Consider the following 17298-nt stretch of genomic DNA (forward strand, 5'->3'; position numbering starts at 1 on the left):
CTCCGCCAACCTCAAACGTTGCGATTTGCTTGAAGGTGAAAGGCTGCCTCGCCCCCTACATCACCGCGCCGACCTGCCAGGGCACGAACTCGTTGTCGCCATAGCCGAGCTCTTCCGACTTCGACTTTTTGCCGGAGGCCACTGCGAGCACTTCGCGGAAGATCTCCTCGCCCTTGTCGGCGAGCGAAACGCCGTCGAGTATGTCGCCGCAATTGATGTCCATGTCGTCGACCATCTTCTCGTACATCGGCGTGTTTGTGGCGAGCTTGATCGATGGCACGGGCTTGCAGCCATAGGCCGAGCCGCGGCCGGTGGTGAAGCAAAGCACGTTCGCCCCGCCCGCTACCTGCCCGGTCGCAGACACCGGATCGAAGCCGGGCGTATCCATGAAGACGAAGCCTTTCTCGTTCACCAGCTCCGCATATTCGTAGACCGCGGTGAGCGCCGTCGTGCCGCCCTTGGCCGCCGCGCCGAGGGATTTCTCCAGGATTGTCGTGAGCCCGCCGAGCTTGTTGCCCGGCGACGGGTTGTTGTTCATCTCGCCGCGGTTGCGGGCGGTGTAATCCTCCCACCACTTGATGCGCTCGACCAGCTTCTCGCCCACCGCCCGGCTCACGGCGCGGCGCGTGAGCAGGTGCTCGGCGCCGTAGATCTCGGGCGTTTCCGAAAGGATTGCCGTGCCGCCATGGCGCACGAGAATGTCGGCGGCCACGCCGAGTGCCGGATTGGCGGTGATGCCGGAATAGCCGTCGGACCCGCCGCATTGCAGCGCGAGCGTGAGCTCGGCCGCCGGCAGTGTCTCGCGCTTTGCCCGCGCCACGATAGGCAGCATCTCCTTGATGCGCTCGACGCCCCATTCCACCATCTTCTTGGTGCCGCCGATCTCCTGGATCGTCATGGTCTGGAACGTGTCGCTCTCCTCGATGCCGTAGACCTCCTTCATCTTGCCGATCTGGAATGCCTCGCAGCCGAGGCCTACCAGCAACGTGCCGCCGAGATTGGGATTGCAGGCATATCCCCACTGCGTGCGGCGAAATATCCGGAAGCCCTCGCCGTCGAGATCCATCGCGCAGCCCGTGCCGTGCACGAAGGGGATCACGCCGTCGATCGTCGGATAATCGTCGAGGATGCCGGATCGGTTGATCTCCTGTGCCATGTACTTGGCGACCGTCGCCGAGCAGTTCACGCTGGTTAGGATGCCCAGATAGTTGCGCGTTCCCGCCTTGCCGTTTGCGCGGCGGAAGCCTTCGAATGTCGCACGCTCGCCCTCCGGCACGAAATCGGTCCGCGGAGCGGCAGCGGAGAAGTCGTAGTCGCGTTCGAAGGCGCCGTGCTCCGGCCCCATGTCGCAATTGTGCGTGTGCACCCAGTCGCCGGTCACAATCGGCTGGCTGGCGAAGCCGATGATCTGGCCGAACTTGATGACCGGCTCGCCGACGCCAATGTCACGCGCCGCAATCTTGTGGCCGAACGGAATGCGCTGCCGCGCCTTCACGCCCTCCGTCGTGGCGGCATCCTTTTCGATGCGTTCGCCGGCGACGAGGATGTTGTCCTCAGGGCTGAGACGCAGTGTGCGGGCGGTAGTGACGGTAAGCATGGCAGATTCCGGAAGCTGGCTGGACAATGCTGTTTTGGCTGCCCGTTATCTGCCACGCTGGGCGGGTGCGGGCAATCGCCTTCGTTTGTCACATTTGTCGGACGATTGCGACAGGCGGTGACGTTCAGGAGGAACTTCGCCCCGCCCTGGGCACCAAAATTCTCCTGAGGTCTCGTCAATCCTCAAGAGTGCTATTCGGGCGGGCTCCGATAAAAGGATCAGTCGTGGTGAAAAACCTCGACCATGCTTGCCCACCACTCGCCTTTCGCACGCGTGTCGAGCGGGACCTGCATGGGGTCGCAGATCGTCCACCATTTCTGCATCGCGGGATTGTCAGCCATTACGGCGGCGTCGGCTGCGAAATCGGTCCCATGGTATTCCCAATAGGCGAAGAGGATATCCTCCGGTTCGCGCAAGAAGATCGAGTAGTTGCGGATGTTGGCCTTCGTAATGGCCGCTAGTACTTCCGGCCACACGGCGGCGTGGATTTTCCGGTATTCCTGGATCACCTCCCGCTTCAGCCCGATACATAAGCCCATCCGCTGCATGCTTTTCCTTTCCTCGTTGGATGACGTGCTCATCCTATAGGTCGGAGGCGGGCACGTTCGATTCCGCATTCAAGGCGATCGAGTCCGACGCTATCTCAAGCGTATTGCGCAGCGACGTCGCCAGATGCTCGCGCATGCATTGCACCGCGAGCTCGGCGTCTCCGGCCTGCAGCGCTTGCAGGATCTGCATGTGCTGGCGGATCGTCACCGCCCCCAGACCGGGCTGGGGTATGGCGAGGTGCCGGCCGCGATCCATCTGCGCCTTGGAAATATCGACGGCACGCCAAAGCATATGCAGCCCGTTCACCTCTGCGATCATGCGATGGAAGGTATCGTCGAGCCGGATCGCGTCATCGAAACGCTGACGGTTGATCGCGAGCTCGTGAGCGGCGATGTTGTCGGCGAACGCCTCGGCTGCCTGGACCGTTAGTCGGCCCGCCGCGCGAGCGACGCTCTCGGCTTCAAGCGCGGTGCGGATTATATAGGCCTCCTCGAGCGCCTTGCGGCTTATCGGAGCGATGAATGTTCCGCTCTGGGCAAAGACGTCGATCAGACCCTCGTCGCTGATCCGCTTCAGTGCCTCGCGCACCGGCGTGCGCGATACGCCGAGCTGCGCCGCGAGCGCCGCCTCGATCACCGCCTCGCCCGGCCGCATGCGCCCGCTTACGATCAGGTCGCGCACGACCCGGTAGACCTGTTCGCTAAGGGCTCCGCCGCGGCGTTTCAGAAGTGCAGTTTCTAGATTCATCTTGTTGCTTCCGGCGCAAAGCCAACAGAACCGACGAGACTTTTCCAGAGCGTTTGCCCGGAAGGTCGAGGCGGAAATTCCGCCTCGACCCAGGTAAGACACGCGCCGGCTACTTGGCGATGCAGGTATCGGCGTTAGCGGGCGTGCAGACGTCAAGGCCGGTGTAGGTCGGGTCCTGTGGCCCGGGTTTGCCGTCCTTGATGTCCTTCAGCGCAATCATCGACTTATACCCCATTTCATAGGGGCGCTGGCCGACCTGGCCCTGCGAAAGACCCTCCTTCATCTGGTCGATCTGGGTGGGCAGCGTGTCGGCATAGACGACCGCCAGTTCGCCCTTGGCGATCTTGTCCTTGAACGGCTCCGTCGCGGCACGGTTCGCGTCGGGCACGAACTGGGCGAAGCCGCCCGTCGCCGCGAAAGCATCCAGGTTCGGCATCTTGGTCAGGAGATCCTGGAACTGCTGAGCCGCCAGCGGGAAGTCGTCATTGGTGTAGAGCGGGCAGCCTTCAGCTTCGGTCCAGCCGTTCTGGCCGGTCAACGGATCGCCAGGGGAGGCAGCCGACTGCTTGCCGGCCAGGCCGTCGCGAATGCCCTGCATGCGCTCGTTGAGGTTGGCCGCGGCAGCGCCACCCGACTGGATGCAGATCGTGCCGCCATTCGGCTTCAACTGCTGGAGGATCTTCGCGATGTTGGTGCCGATCTCGTAATTGTGGGTGCCGATATAGGCGGCGCGCAAATCCTTGTTCTCCGGCAGCACGTCGGAGTCGAAGGTGATCACCGGGATGCCGGCATCCTTGGCCGCCTGCAAGGCCGATACGATCGCCACCGCATTGGATGGCGACACGGCAATACCCGCGACTCGCTTGGCGACCAGGTCCTGCACGATCTGCACCTGCTCGTCCCCGCCGCCGTGCTGGCCCGGGCCGATATACTGGCACTCGAATGCGTTGCCGGAATCCTCGGCGGCCTTTTTGCAGCCGGCCAGCGCTTGGTCGTAGAACGGGTTGTCCATAGCCTTCGGCACGAGTGCGAAGACGGGCTTGTCCTGCGCAAAAGCCTGTGCGCCGGCCAGCGCCGCGAAAGCGACGGCGGCGCTCAAAACGATAGTTTTCATGGTTCGATTCTCCTCCGGAATATTTCTCGTTTCGTGCCCCAATGGGCGATTCAAAAGAACGTTTCGTCTGCCTGGATTGCGCTCATCGCGTAATGCCGCCGCCGGATGGCGACACGAGCAGTACTGCTCATCGATTTCTTCTCATTCACGCTCCCTCACGTTGGCTTTGATGGTGCTGCGGTTCTCCTCCCGCAGGTTTTGCTAGTGGCGGCTGATCGGGATCCAGCGATGCAACACCGCACGCAGCGACGTGCCGCCGGTCTGCATACCGAGCAGAACCGCGAGAATGATGAAGACACCGACAAACGCCCCTTGCCAGTTCGAGTCGATGCCGGCCATAAGCAAGGCGTTTCGGATCACCTCCAGGAAAGCCGAGCCCACCACGGCACCGAAAGCCGTGCCGTAACCTCCCATCAGGCTAGCTCCGCCGATCACGGTCGCGGCGATCACGCGCAGCTCGTAGCCGGTCCCAAGGGCATTGAGGGCCGAGCCGTTGTACCCCAGAAGCAGAAGGGCGGCGACGGAAGCCGTGAACGCGGAAAAGACGTAGGCCTGGAACTTGATCCAGTCGACGGGCACGCCGGTCAGCCGCGCCGCGTGCTCGTTGCCGCCGATCGCAAAGAGATGCCGAGCCCAGGCGGTGAAGTTGAAGACCCAGCCCACGATCAGGGCGAGCACGATCAACGTCCAGAAATGCGACGAGAATTCCGGCATCCAGGACGGGGCCCAGCCAGCCGGCCCTCGAAGCGGCCACTTCGCCTGGCCGATCGCCTTCACGATCGGTGCATCCGGCCCGAACTGGTAGAGCATCTGGTTGCCTGAAAACACTACAGCCAACGACCGGGCGAACGACATCATGCCGAGCGTCACCACGAAAGACGGCATGCCGAAATAGGCGACGAAGAACCCGTTGATGGCACCGCAGGCGAGCCCCGCCATCATGCCCATCGAGAAGGCGACGTACCAAGGATAGTGCCAGGTCAGGAACAGGCCGGCCACGATGGCAACAAGCGCCATAATGGAGCCTATGGACAGATCGATGCCGCCGGTGATCAACACCACCGTCATGCCGAGGGCCATGATGCCGAAGGGCGCGAAGTTACGCGAGATGTTGCCGAGATTCTCGACCGAACCGAAGGTCGGTTCCAACGCCGTCATCACAAGCATGAGCGCGGCCAGCGCCACCGCCACCCAGAAGGACTGGGCGTGGAACAGCTTCTGCAACGGCGTCTGCTCGCGCACGTCAACCACTTCGTCCAAAGCAGCATGGCTTGCGACGGCCGATTCGGATGCAACGGATGCTCTAGGCTGCACGTATCGCTCCCGTAATCAGTCCGGTGATCTCTTCAGGCGACGTGGCGGCCGTGGCCTTGTCGGCCACCTTTGTGCCGCGGCGCATGACGATGATGCGGTCGCACACGGCAAACACGTCGGGCATACGGTGGCTGATCAGCATCACCGAGACGCCCTGCCCCTTGAGGCGGCGGATCAGCTCGAGCACCTCGGCGACCTGCCGCACCGAGATCGCCGCCGTCGGCTCGTCCATCATGACCAGCTTGGCGTTCGACAGTCGCGTGCGTGCAATCGACACCGCCTGGCGCTGCCCGCCTGACATTTTCCTGACGAGATCGCGTGGCCGGGTCTCCGACTTGAGTTCGGCGAACAGCGCCGCCGAGCGGTCGATCATGGCCTTCTTGTCAAGGACGCGGAAGGGCCAGACGCCCTTCTTGATCTCGCGGCCGAGGAACACGTTCTGTGCGGCGGTCAGGTTGTCGGCAAGCGCGAGATCCTGATAGACAACCTCAATTCCCTGGGCTCGCGCCTCGATAGGCTTGTGGAAATGGCAGACTTGTCCATCGACGACCACCTCGCCCTCGCTGGGCAGGAAATTGCCGGCGATCAGCTTCACCATCGTCGACTTGCCGGCGCCGTTGTCACCCATGAGACCCACGACCTCAGCGGGCTCGACAGCGAAGCTGACGTCCGTCAGGGCACGGATCGCTCCGAAATTCTTCGACACTCCGCGTACTTCCAGAAGTGGCATTCCCCTCCTCCAATTCCGGCCGCGCCGACACATCGGTCCCGTGGCCTGTCGCCTCGCGCTCTCGGGCGCTGCCCGGCGACACCAATTCCTCTAGCCGATGCCCTCCGGGCTGGACGCGGAAATTTCCTCGACAGCCTCCCATTGTCGGGAACGCGCCGAGCGCAGCACGGCCTCAACCACCGCATCTGTGGCGAGCCCGTCGCGGAAGTCCGGCACGCGCTTCTCTCCGGTCCGCAGACCGGCCAGGAAGTCGGCGACTTGGTGCACGAAAGTGTGCTCGTAGCCGATCTGAAGGCCAGGCACCCACCACGATTTCATATACGGATGGTCGCCGTCCGAAACGTGGATCGAGCGCCAGCCGCGCAAGGCGCCCTCGTCACGGTGGCTGAAGTACTGAAGCCTGTGCAGGTCGTGCAGGTCCCAGGCGATTGAGCCGTGTTCGCCGTTCACCTCCAGCGTGAAAAGCGCCTTGTGCCCGCGCGCGAAACGCGTCGCTTCGAAGGTTGCGAGCGAACCGTCGGTGAAGCGCGCGAGGAACAGGCTGGCGTCTTCGGCCGTCACGGCCAGCCGCTTGCCGCTCGAGATGTGCATGCGCTCGCGGATGAAGATCTCGCTTGTGCCCGACACTTCGGCAACTGGCCCGACGAGCCAGAGAGCCGCATCTATGCAGTGCGCGAGCAGATCGCCGGTGACGCCGCTCCCCGAGACGCCGGCATCGAGCCGCCACGTGCCCGCGCCGCCCTGAGGCAGGTCGGCCGACATCGTCCAGTCCTGCAGAAACTTGAAGCGACTGTGGAAGATGCGCCCGAGGCGCCCTTCGTCGATCAGATGCTTGGCAAGTGTGAGCGCCGGGACGCGGCGGTAGTTGTACCAGACCATGTTGGGCACGGCCGCGCGCTCCACCGCCTCGGCCATGCGCCTGGCCTCGGCCACCGTGCGCCCGAGCGGCTTCTCGCAAGCAACCATCTTGCCCGCCCCAGCGGCGGCGACCGCGATCTCGGCATGCGTGTCGTTGGGGCTGGCAATATCAATCAAGTCGATGTCGCTGCGCTCGATTAACCTGCGCCAATCGGTTTCATATGAGTCAAAGCCCCATTGGGCCGCGAAGTCCCGTGCCGTGGCTTCGTTTCGCGAGCAGACGGCCACCAGCTCCGGGCCGACTTCCCCGGGGAAAAAGCGGAGCACCTGGCCATAGGCATTGGAGTGGGTCCGGCCCATGAAGCCCGTCCCCACGAGCCCGACCTTCAAGTTCCGATTCGCCGGCACATCATCCTCCCATAGATGCCAGAGCGGCTATGTTCATCGTCGAAGGGAAGCTGTCAACGGAAATTAGTATATTAGTGTACCAGAGCGTTGAAGTATGTATCGGATGGTGCCTTGAAGCTTGTCCATCACCTTCACCTGGCTGAGGTTGAAATGACCGACGAGGCATCGCCAGGCGGCGCCGTGCCGATTAAGAATGGCGGCAACCTCCATCGAGGGGTGACTCATCGCGCCCCGTCGAGGTGAAGAGCACGATCAGTGCAATGTTATCTACTTTCGGGGAAGATAAGCCTTCTGCCCCTGAGTGATCGCCCCTTACCGGGATCTGCTCCGCTCAATTGCGAGTCTGCGACGGAGCCGAACTTCTTCCAGGCTTATTGTTTCGCTAAAGAAAAAGCATAGAGCTTGTGGTTGTCGCCGGCGTAAGGCAGCCCGAGGACTTTGGTGTGATAGCCGCTACCCCAGTACACCGTGCCGTCGACGATCGCAGCGCCGGACACGACCGCCCCGCCGCTGTCGAACTTCCACTTTATTTCGCCGGTGGCCGCATCGAGCGCGTACATGTTGGCGCCGCTGCCGGCGAGTGAGCCGGCATAAACCACGCCATTGGCTTCGGACATCGCGACGGTGTCCATCATCTGCTGCGGATCGGCCGTGCGCCAAAGCACCTTGCTGGTCGCCGCATCGACCGCTCCCCAAATCCCACCTGTGGTCGTGGTCTGGCCCTTGGGTGAATTGACGGCGATGGACTCATGATTCAGGTTGCCGATCGACCCGTAAATGCGCCTGCCGTCGGCTGCGGTGCCCCACAGCATGCCGCCCAGCAGACTACCGGGACCGAGCTGGGCTTCCCAGACGACCTTACCCGTCTTGGGTTCGACCGCCCAATAGACGCCGCTCTTCTGACCGGCGCCGAGCAGGGTTTGTTCATGGCCTGCTATCGTCGTCGTGAACAGATTGGTACCCGCACCGAAGTCGTAATCCGGCCCATCCTTGTGATTGTAGTTCGTCGACATGTCGGCGGGCAGCATGCGGGTGGCCCACGCGATTTTGCCGGTCTTCAGGTCGAGCGCGACAATGCTGTCGATATGATTGTCAGCCACCGCCGGCTCGCAGTTCTGTTGCGTAGGAGACCGGCAAACACCATTCGGGACGGAGAAATTGTTCCCGGTGGCGACATACAGCAGGCCAGTGTCGTGATCGACAGCCGGGGTGCCGCCCCACACCGAGCCGCCCGTATAGCCTTCGGGCACCAGATAGGTTTTCCAGCGCAGCTTGCCGGTGGTCGCGTCGAGGGCCACGACACTGCCCCGGTAATTGGGGACCTCGTTGAGAGCTTCGGCCCGCGACGACACCCCGTCGTAGACGACACCATCATCGATAACCGGCGAGCTGGTGATGATGGCGGTCGGTTCCTGCTCGACCTGGGTGCGCCACGACGGCGCGCCATCGTCTGCCTTGATGCCTAACAAGTAAGCGCCCGTCGCATTATTGGCGAGCTGAGTGCCCTGCCCGATCACCAGCGTCCCCTTCCAATAGGCGGGGCTGGTACGCGAAGCGTCATTGGGAATCCCGGTGTAGTCGCTGACCTTCTTGTGCCACTTCACCTGCCCGCTCGCGGCGTCGACGGCCCATAACGTACCACCGAAGTCTGGAACATAGACGACGCCCTCGACTACCGTCGGCGTGGCAGACACGTTGCCATCGGTATCGAGCGTCCAGCGAGGGGAGAGCTTGGCCACGTTGTCCAGCCCGATGGCGCGCTCGCCCTGCATGCTACGGGTGTCATGGAGATTCTGCCCCGCCATCGGCCAATCCCCTGCGCTTTGCGCTGCAGCGGGACCGGCGGCCATGACACTCCCCATCAGCGCGACCGAAGCCACGATAGCGGGATTGGGCCCTCGCGACCACGAAAGCCGACGAGCACTTTTCCTGTTGAGCTGATTGCGCATTTTGCCACCTCGATGCGAGGTCAATGGCGTAACCGGCGGCGAACCCTTCCGATGCCATTGGTGGGCATCGTGAATTCACCACCTAGACGAATTTCGGCAAAAGCAACTAGAGCGCAATTGATGAATTGCAACGGCAGATCCTGCTCGGCCCCACCAACCGAAAATGCCGTGCGATTGCGGGGCTTGGACATCCGAGATGCGCTGCCGCTGCAAAGGGAACTGACCTGACTGGAATGACGGTCTCAGCTGGGAAAGGATCGAGTATCCCACCCAAGGCTAATCCATGACAGCGACGGTCTATATGGGTCAGCCCTGCCCTCGAAGGCCTGACCCGTCAGGCGCTGCGCACCGCCCGCTCCTCCCTGGCATAGTAGCGGCCGAAGCGATTGGCGAGGAAGACATCGAGGCCGATCTCTTCCTGTCGGACGAAACCCTTCGCCGACAGCTTGCCTTCGGCGAGCAGGTCAAGGACCGCGCAGATGCTGGTTGCCGTGGTGATCTGGATCGCGCTGTGCATCTTGCCGTGAACAGGCCCGGCATAGACCTTGTGGGCGTAGGTCTCCTGCACCAGCCGCCCGTCCTTGCGGCCGCTCACCGTGACGAAAATGATCACGACGTCCTGCATGGTGGTCGGCAGGGCATTCTCGAGTATGTCCTTCAGCACCTCGCGGCGATGCCTCAGTCCCAGATCATTGAGCAGCGCCTTCATGATCGCCGCATGCCCGGGATAGCGGATCGTGCGGTAGTTCAGGGTGCGCACCTTGCCCTTCAGCGTGTCGGCCAGCGTGCCGAGCCCGCCCGACGTGTTGAAGGCCTCGTAGGTGACGCCGTCGAGTGCGAACTCCTCGCGCTCTTCGAGCGCCGGCACTTCGACCAGCTCGCCTTCGACGACCGCCTCGCACGGCTCAATATATTCGTTGATGACGCCGTCCGTGCTCCAGGTCAGGTTGTAGTTCAGCGCATTGGACGGATATTGCGGCAGCGCGCCAACCCGCATTCTGACACTCTCCAGCGTGTCGAAATGGCGCGCGAGATCGCTTGCGACGATCGAAATGAAGCCCGGCGCCAGGCCGCATTGCGGGATAAAGGCGGTTTCTACCTCGGCCGCAATCTGCTTCACGCGCCGCGTCGATCCGACATCCTCGGTGAGATCGAGATAATGGACCTTTGCCGCGGCAGCAGCCTCCGCAATCGCCTTCGTCAGCTGGTAGGGCGCCGCACTCAGCACGGCGAATTTGCCGGCGAGCAACGCCTTCAGCGCCGCATCATCGGTAATGTCCGTCTCGACCGTGCGGACAGCCTTGTGCGGTTCGATTTCTACAAGCTGCGCTGCCGAACGGTCCGCCACCGTCACCGAATAGTCGCCGCTGCGGCTGAGCAGCCGCGCAATCGTCGAGCCGATCTTGCCAGCGCCGATGACCACAATGTCTTTCATCGCTTTTTCTCCCGCCATTTCAGTTGCAAGGGGAATAAGGGAATAGGTCAGTAGGGGAATAGGGAGTGATTGGCTGCCGCTGGCGATGTGCCCACAATGGCTCAGGTCGCGTTTTCCTAACCCTATTCCCTTACTCCCCTATTCCCTTACTGCCTCAGCTTGCGCGATATGACAGCCGATGCTGGACGATTGGAAGCTGACAAAGCGACGATTCGCAGCTAAGCTTTCGTCAAAACGACGAAGATACCTGTTGAATCGCCGATGGACGACACCGACCGCAAGCTCATCGCCATGCTGCGCGAAAACGCCCGTGCGCCGACGGCGGTGCTTGCCCGCCGCCTCGGCCTGTCGCGCACGACGGTGCAGGCCAGGCTGGAGCGGCTCGAGCGTAACGGTGTGATAGCGGGCTATGGCGTGCGGCTCTCGGAGGATGTCGAACGCGGTCTGATCCGCGCCCATGTCCTGGTCACGATCTTGCCGAAGACCGCGCCGCGGATCGAAGCAGAGCTGCGCGCCATCCCCGAAGTGCGCACCTTGCATTCGGTGAGCGGCAGCTTCGATCTGATCGCCATCGTCGAGGCCGCTTCCATCGGCGAACTCGACCGCCTTATCGATCGGATCGGTGCGCTGGAGGGCGTCGAGCGCACGCTGTCGTCGATCATCCTGTCGACGCGGATCGACAGGTGACCGAGAGTATCGAACGGAATCGAAGCACCGCGTCAGCGAAAGTGCGGAGCGGCTTTCGCTCCGATGCGCAACAATGAGATGGAGCGGCGTGGCGATCCAACTTGAACGCACGCCGCTCCACCATGCCGCATCCCCCGGTCAGAATGGGTAGTGCTGCCCCGGATCCTCGATCGTTACCCAGCGAAGGTCCGTGAACTCCGCGATGGCCGCCTTTCCGCCAAAACGGCCGTAGCCGGAGCCCTTGACGCCGCCGAACGGCATCTGCGCCTCATCGGCCACGGTCGGACCGTTGATGTGACAGATGCCGGATTCGATCCGCGAGGCGACGGCAAGCGCTCGCTTCACGTCGCGGCTGAACACCGCCGCCGCCAAACCGTATTCCGTGTCGTTGGCGACCCTTACCGCCTCGTCCTCGCCCTTGACGCGCACCACCGGCTTCACCGGCCCGAACGATTCCTCGGCATAGATGCGCATGCCGGGCGTAACGTGGTCGAGCACCGTCGCCTCCACCACCGTGCCGTTGCGCTTGCCGCCGGCGACGAGCTTGGCGCCCTTCTCGATCGCGTCGGCGATCAGCTCGTCCATCTTCTCGGCCGATTTCGCGCTCACCACCGAACCGAGCACGACATGGCCACGCGGATCGCCCGCTGGCAGCGATGCCGCGCGCCTCGCCAGCTTCCCGACGAACTCGTCGGCGATCTTCTCGTCGACGATGATGCGCTCGGTCGACATGCAGATCTGCCCCTGGTTCATGAAGGCACCGAAGACGGCGGCATTCACTGCACCGTCGACGTCGGCGTCATCGAGCACGACCAGTGGCGCCTTGCCGCCGAGTTCGAGCAGCACCGGCTTCAGATGCCGCCCCGCCAGCTCGGCGATGATCCTGCCAATGCGCGTCGAACCGGTGAAGTTGATGCGCCTGACGGCCGGATGCGCGATCAGCGCTTCCACGACCTCGGCTGCATCCTTCGGATCGTTGGTGATGACGTTGAGCACGCCCTTTGGCAGACCGGCCTCGGCAAGCGCCTGTCCGATCAGCCGATGAGTACCCGGGCACATCTCCGAGGCCTTGAGCACCACCGTATTGCCGCAGGCGAGCGGCATGGCAACCGCTCGGGTGCCAAGGATCACGGGCGCGTTCCACGGCGCGATGCCGACGCAGACGCCCACTGCTTGGCGGATGCCGAGCGCCAGCGTGCCAGGCTTGTCGGAGGGAATGACCTCTCCGGAAATCTGTGTGGTCATCGCCGCCGCCTCGCGCAGCATGTTTGCGGCGAGCATCACGTTGAAGCCGGCCCAGGGCGCCGTCGCGCCGGTCTCCTCGATCATCAGCCGCGTAAATTCTTCGACCTTTGAGGCAAGCGAGTCCGCTGCCTTCATGAGCAGCGCGCGGCGCTCGCCCGGCCCGGTCTTGGACCAGGCCGGAAAGGCTGCAGCCGCTGCGGCTACAGCGACGCCTACGTCGGCGACCCTGCCTGCCGCCGCGCGCGTCGCCGTCTTGCCGGTGAAGGGATCGCGCCGCTCGAAGGAGCCGCCCTCCACCGCGTCACGGTCGGCACCGTCGATGAGGAGAGAAACGTCCATTGAAACCTCCGTTTCTTGCTTGGAGCCATGCTCCGGATTGCCGCACGATCCCGATTTTCGGATCGGATCAAGCTTCAAGGCAAAGAGTTTGGAGCAAGATGGCAAGAAAAGTTCTGCCACCCGGCCCTAGAAACCCAGCACCTCCGCATTGACGGAGGCCTCGAGCCCTCCGTCGGCCGCAAGGTTGACGCCGTTGATCCAGCGCGCCGCATCAGAGCAGAGGAACAGGATCACCGGCGCAATATCGGCCGGCGTCCCTGCCCTGCCGACGCGCGCGATGTCGCTGTCGACGCGCTGATCGCCCAGCACCTCGCGGAATTGCGTGAGGATAGGAGTCTCGACTGGGCCCGGGCTTACCGCATTGACGCGAATGCCGCGCCCCTTGAACAGCGCCTGATGCGCGGCGCGGAAAGTCCAGAGCACCAGCAATTCCTTGGAGACCGGATAGCATTCTTCGTTCTTCACCTGATGATCGGCAACGACTTTGGCGACATCCGGGAAGCCCTCGACATTGACCATCGAGATCGCCCGGTTGAGGTTGGCCTGCCAGCCGAACCCGGCCATGGAGGCGACATTCACAACCGCGCCGCCCTCTCGGATTTTCGGCGCAAGTGCCTCCGACAGCGCGCGCAGCCCGTAGAAATTGACCGAGAGCGTCGGAATCGCCCCCGTCTTTCCCGAAAGACCGGCGACGTTGCAGAGCGCGTCGATCCGGACGGGAAGCTTCGCGGCGAGCTCGTCCACCCCAGCCTTGGTCGATATGTCGGCCTTGACGAAAGTTCCTCCCGGCGTTGCCGGCAGGCGTATGTCGACGCCAATCACGTCTGCGCCAAGCTGGCCGGCAAGCTCGACGGTGCGAGCGCCGATGCCTGACGCCGCGCCTGTGATCAGAATGGTCTTGCCGAGAAGCGTCGTCATGCGCGCCCTACCCCCTCTGTCCGATGCGCCGAGATCTCGGCAGCCGACCGCTCCCCGCCCTTCGGCGAGGGGACGAGGCGGTAGCCGACCGGGAGAAGGCTCACGTCCCACCTGTTTTCGATTGCGCCCCACAGCCCGTGCGGCAGGGCCAGCGAGAAGACCAGCGCCGTGCCACCGAGGCCGATCAGGTACCAGACGCCCATCGCGCCGAACCATGTCTCGATCAGGAAGAAGACGAGCGCCCCGAGTATAGCGCCCTCGAAGCGGCCAATCCCGCCGACCAGAACCATGAAGATCATGTAGGCGGTCCACTGCACGCTGAAATAGGCCTTCGGCTGGAACGTGATGGCTGTGCCCAGCCAGAGCGCCCCGGCAAGGCCGATGCCGAAAGCGGCGAGCACGAAGAGCAGGCGCTTGGTCGCCACGACGCGCACACCGACGGAAGCCGCCGCCTCCTCGCTGTCGCGAATCGCCTGGATCGCCGCACCGACGCGGCTTCTGAGCAGCACGAACAGGATCGCGAAGAGTGCCGTCATCGCGGCAAGCGCCAGCCAATAGATCGTGTCGTGCCGCACCGTGGCGCCATAAGCGTTGAGCGAGATCAGCGAAGTGCCGGTCTCGCCCTTGACGAGCCTGTCGAGGTTGACGAGCAGATGCGTAAGTTCGGCGATCACCCACATGCCGATTGCGAACTCTCCGCCGCGCAACCTGAGCATGAAGAGCGACAGGGGCAGCGAGAGCAGCGCCACGCCGATCGCAGCGACGAACATGGACAGAAACGGGTCTATCCCGGCGTCAGCGAGGCGGATTGTAAAATAGGCGCCAACGCCGAAGAACACCTGCTGGCCGACCGAGACCAGCCCTCCGAAACCGGCGAGCGCGTTCCACATCGCTGCGAGGATGACATAGATGAACAGTGCGGTGAGCCGGTCGACCAGGCCCGGGCCGACGAAGAGCGGCGCGAAGGCAAGACAGAGGATGACGAAAGCTACGCCGGCGACGGCGGCCCGAGACGCCGGCGTCCAGCGCTCGACCTCGAGCGATGTCGGAACGGCGCTCACGCGGTTCTCCCGAGCAGCGAGCGCAGCCGGCCCGCGGCCGTAAGTCGTGCGAACAGTACCAGCACGAAGGCCACATGGCCGCCGATCAGGAAACCGAGCGGATGGAGCTTGGCGCCGAGCGTTTGCGCGAGCGCGAGCACTATGCCCCCGGCTAGCGTGCCCCAAAGCGACCCGGCGCCGCCAATGACGGCCGCTTCGAATGCGAATAGAAGCTGCGGCGCGCCTGAATAGGGATCAAAAGTTGCGCGCATGCCCAGCGCCGCGCCAGCAAGGCACACGGTTGCCATCGCAATCGCCGTCGCCATCGCATTGATGCGCACTGCGTCGATGCCAACCAGGCCAGCCGTGTCCGGATCTTCCGACGTCGCGCGGATCGAACGGCCCATTGCCGAGTGGTTCAGGAAGAGTTGCAGTCCGCCGAGCAGCGCGACCGCAACGACAAAGATCAGCACGGCGAGCTTGCCGACATAAATGTTTCCGGGCCACTCCCAGGAATCATAGGAAAGACTGCCGATATAGGGGGCGAGCGAGCGTGTGTCGGCGCCGAACTGTTCGAACAGCAGGTTGTCGATCACGATTGCAAGGCCGAAGGTGGTGAGGATCGGCAACAGCGCACCGCCGCGCGCGCTGCGCTCCAGCAGGTAGCGCTGCAGAACCCAGCCCAAAACCGCCATTACCGGCAGCAGGACGGCGAGGCCGAGGAAGGGCGACAATCCAAAGCGCTCGGCGAGCAACCACAGTCCATAAGCCGAGAACACAGCCAGGCTGCCATGCGCGAGATTGATGATGCGCATCACCGAGAACATGAAGGACAGCCCGCAGGCGATCAGCGCGTAGTAGCCGCCGAGAAGCACGCCCTGGACGAGCTGGTTCATGATCACGGATGCATGCTCCCTTGCTGGCCTGCCTTGCGCAGCCCGAAGTAAGCCTGCGTGATCTCCTCCCTGGTGACCTCGTCTGTGGTCCGCTCCAGGACGATGCGGCCTTCCAGCATGCAGACGATGCGGTCCGCTACCGCCATCGCGCGGGCGAGGTCCTGTTCGACCAGCACTACCGTCATTCCGGTATCGATCAGCTTCTGCAGCGATTGATAGACCCGTTCGACGATCAACGGCGACAGGCCGAGCGAGACCTCGTCGAGCAGGAGAAGCTCGGGATTGGTCATCAGCGCACGGCCGATGGCGGTCGCCTGCTGCTCGCCGCCGGAGAGATTGCCGGCCCGGGCCGCGCGGCGCGCTTTCAGATTCGGGAACATCTCGAACACGCGCTCGACACTCCACTCGCCCGGCCGGCCGGCGGTCCTGCCGAGCAGCAGATTCTCTTCGACAGTCATCTGCGGGAAGAGGCGGCGCCCTTCCGGCACCAGCGCGATGCCCATCGCAACGCGCCGGTGCGAGGGCACATGGGTGATGTCCGCGTCGTCGAGCAGCACGCGCCCATTGGCCGGCGGATGTGCCCCGGCGACGGCGCGCAGCAGCGTCGTCTTGCCGGCCCCGTTCGCGCCCACCAGCGCCAATGTCTCGCCGCTGCCGACGCTGAAGGAGACGCCGCGCACCGCCTGCAGCAGCCCGTGTCGAACGTCAAGGCTCTCGACGGTGAGCGCTCTCATTTCGGGCCTCCGCCGAGATAGGCCTTGATGACCTGCGGGTCGGCCATCACCGCGCCCGGCTCGCCGTCGGCGATGATCTTTCCCCCATCCATGCAGATCAGCCGCTTCGCCACCTGCAGGAGCACGTGCACGATGTGCTCGATCCAGACGATGGCAATGCCGCGCCGCCTGAGCTCCAGGATCGTCGTCACCAGCTCCTGCGCCTCCGCGTCGGTCAGCCCGCCGCCAATCTCGTCGAGCAACAGGAGGCTCGGCCCGGTCGCCAGCGCGCGGGCAAGCTCCAGCCGCTTGCGGTCGAGCAGGCCGAGCGTCTCGGCCGGGCGATTGGCCACGCCGGACATGCCGCAGAATTCCAGCGAGGCAATGGCGTTGTCGTAGGCTTCGTCACGATCGAGCCCGCCGCCATGCGCGGCCGCAACAAAGACGTTCTCGAACGCGGTCATGCCCCCGAACGGCTTCGGTATCTGATGCGTCCTGACCAGTCCCAGCCGACAACGCCGCGCCGCCGAGAGTGAGGTGACATCTGCGCCACGGAACTCCACCCTGCCCGCGCTCGGCGCAAACGCACCGGCAAGCACGGAAAGCAGCGTCGTCTTGCCGGCTCCATTGGGCCCGACGATGCCGACCGCCTCGTCCTCCTTCAGTGCAAGATTGACGTCATCAAGCACCGCAAGCGCGCCGAAGCGCTTGGAAATCCCTGATGCAGCGAGGATCGCGCCGTTCGCCATTCCACTCACG

Annotated in this window: 16 protein-coding genes; 1 reads left to right on the plus strand and 15 read right to left on the minus strand. The window is 63.7% G+C overall.

Going from position 1 to position 17298, the window contains the following annotated elements; translation table 11 throughout:
• Positions 1-55: 55 nt before the first annotated feature.
• From SAZ10_RS31325 to SAZ10_RS31365, 9 genes are all read right to left on the minus strand, one after another.
• Complete coding sequence (locus SAZ10_RS31325) at positions 56-1597, minus strand: altronate dehydratase family protein (protein ID WP_318613431.1); 1542 nt, start codon at positions 1595-1597, stop codon at positions 56-58.
• A 218-nt stretch (positions 1598-1815) separates the two neighbouring features.
• Entirely contained in the window at positions 1816-2145 is a 330-nt protein-coding gene (locus tag SAZ10_RS31330) for an L-rhamnose mutarotase (RefSeq protein ID WP_318613432.1), read from the minus strand.
• A gap of 34 nt (positions 2146-2179) precedes the next feature.
• Complete coding sequence (locus tag SAZ10_RS31335; RefSeq protein WP_318613433.1) at positions 2180-2893, minus strand: GntR family transcriptional regulator; 714 nt, start codon at positions 2891-2893, stop codon at positions 2180-2182.
• Between the two features lie 109 nt (positions 2894-3002).
• On the minus strand, positions 3003-4007 hold the full coding sequence (locus SAZ10_RS31340) for a sugar-binding protein (RefSeq protein WP_318613434.1): 1005 nt from the start codon (positions 4005-4007) through the stop codon (positions 3003-3005).
• Positions 4008-4208: 201 nt separating this feature from the next.
• A complete protein-coding gene (locus tag SAZ10_RS31345; protein ID WP_318613435.1) occupies positions 4209-5321 on the minus strand; it encodes an ABC transporter permease in 1113 nt (370 codons plus the stop codon).
• On the minus strand, positions 5311-6051 hold the full coding sequence (locus tag SAZ10_RS31350) for an ATP-binding cassette domain-containing protein (protein ID WP_318613436.1): 741 nt from the start codon (positions 6049-6051) through the stop codon (positions 5311-5313). Before SAZ10_RS31350 ends, SAZ10_RS31345 begins: the two co-directional genes overlap by 11 nt.
• Before the next feature lie 90 nt (positions 6052-6141).
• Positions 6142-7317, minus strand: a complete 1176-nt coding sequence (locus SAZ10_RS31355; RefSeq protein WP_318613438.1) for a Gfo/Idh/MocA family oxidoreductase — start codon at positions 7315-7317, stop codon at positions 6142-6144.
• A 371-nt stretch (positions 7318-7688) separates the two neighbouring features.
• The gene (locus tag SAZ10_RS31360) at positions 7689-9167 is read right to left on the minus strand and encodes a PQQ-binding-like beta-propeller repeat protein (RefSeq protein WP_318613440.1); all 1479 of its coding nucleotides are present in this window, start codon (positions 9165-9167) and stop codon (positions 7689-7691) included.
• Between the two features lie 433 nt (positions 9168-9600).
• Complete coding sequence (locus SAZ10_RS31365) at positions 9601-10719, minus strand: saccharopine dehydrogenase family protein (protein ID WP_318613441.1); 1119 nt, start codon at positions 10717-10719, stop codon at positions 9601-9603.
• Between the two features lie 243 nt (positions 10720-10962).
• Between SAZ10_RS31365 and SAZ10_RS31370 the strand changes: the two genes are divergently transcribed.
• Positions 10963-11388, plus strand: a complete 426-nt coding sequence (locus SAZ10_RS31370) for an Lrp/AsnC family transcriptional regulator (RefSeq protein ID WP_318613443.1) — start codon at positions 10963-10965, stop codon at positions 11386-11388.
• 138 nt (positions 11389-11526) lie between these two features.
• Here the strand turns inward: SAZ10_RS31370 and SAZ10_RS31375 are convergent, their stop codons facing one another.
• From SAZ10_RS31375 to SAZ10_RS31400, 6 genes are all read right to left on the minus strand, one after another.
• On the minus strand, positions 11527-12972 hold the full coding sequence (locus tag SAZ10_RS31375) for an aldehyde dehydrogenase (protein WP_318613444.1): 1446 nt from the start codon (positions 12970-12972) through the stop codon (positions 11527-11529).
• Between the two features lie 126 nt (positions 12973-13098).
• On the minus strand, positions 13099-13890 hold the full coding sequence (locus SAZ10_RS31380; RefSeq protein WP_318613445.1) for a coniferyl-alcohol dehydrogenase: 792 nt from the start codon (positions 13888-13890) through the stop codon (positions 13099-13101).
• A complete protein-coding gene (locus tag SAZ10_RS31385) occupies positions 13887-14951 on the minus strand; it encodes a branched-chain amino acid ABC transporter permease (protein ID WP_318613446.1) in 1065 nt (354 codons plus the stop codon). Before SAZ10_RS31385 ends, SAZ10_RS31380 begins: the two co-directional genes overlap by 4 nt.
• On the minus strand, positions 14948-15829 hold the full coding sequence (locus SAZ10_RS31390) for a branched-chain amino acid ABC transporter permease (protein ID WP_318613465.1): 882 nt from the start codon (positions 15827-15829) through the stop codon (positions 14948-14950). The genes SAZ10_RS31385 and SAZ10_RS31390 overlap by 4 nt, the downstream gene beginning before the upstream one ends.
• Entirely contained in the window at positions 15829-16560 is a 732-nt protein-coding gene (locus tag SAZ10_RS31395; protein ID WP_318613447.1) for an ABC transporter ATP-binding protein, read from the minus strand. The genes SAZ10_RS31390 and SAZ10_RS31395 overlap by 1 nt, the downstream gene beginning before the upstream one ends.
• Positions 16557-17288, minus strand: coding sequence for an ABC transporter ATP-binding protein (locus SAZ10_RS31400; RefSeq protein ID WP_318613466.1), 732 nt, complete (start codon positions 17286-17288; stop codon positions 16557-16559). Before SAZ10_RS31400 ends, SAZ10_RS31395 begins: the two co-directional genes overlap by 4 nt.
• Between the last annotated feature and the right edge of the window lie 10 nt (positions 17289-17298).

Origin of the sequence: Mesorhizobium sp. BAC0120 (assembly GCF_033542235.1) — a bacterium.
In the GTDB taxonomy this organism is placed as follows: domain Bacteria; phylum Pseudomonadota; class Alphaproteobacteria; order Rhizobiales; family Rhizobiaceae; genus JAWRCU01.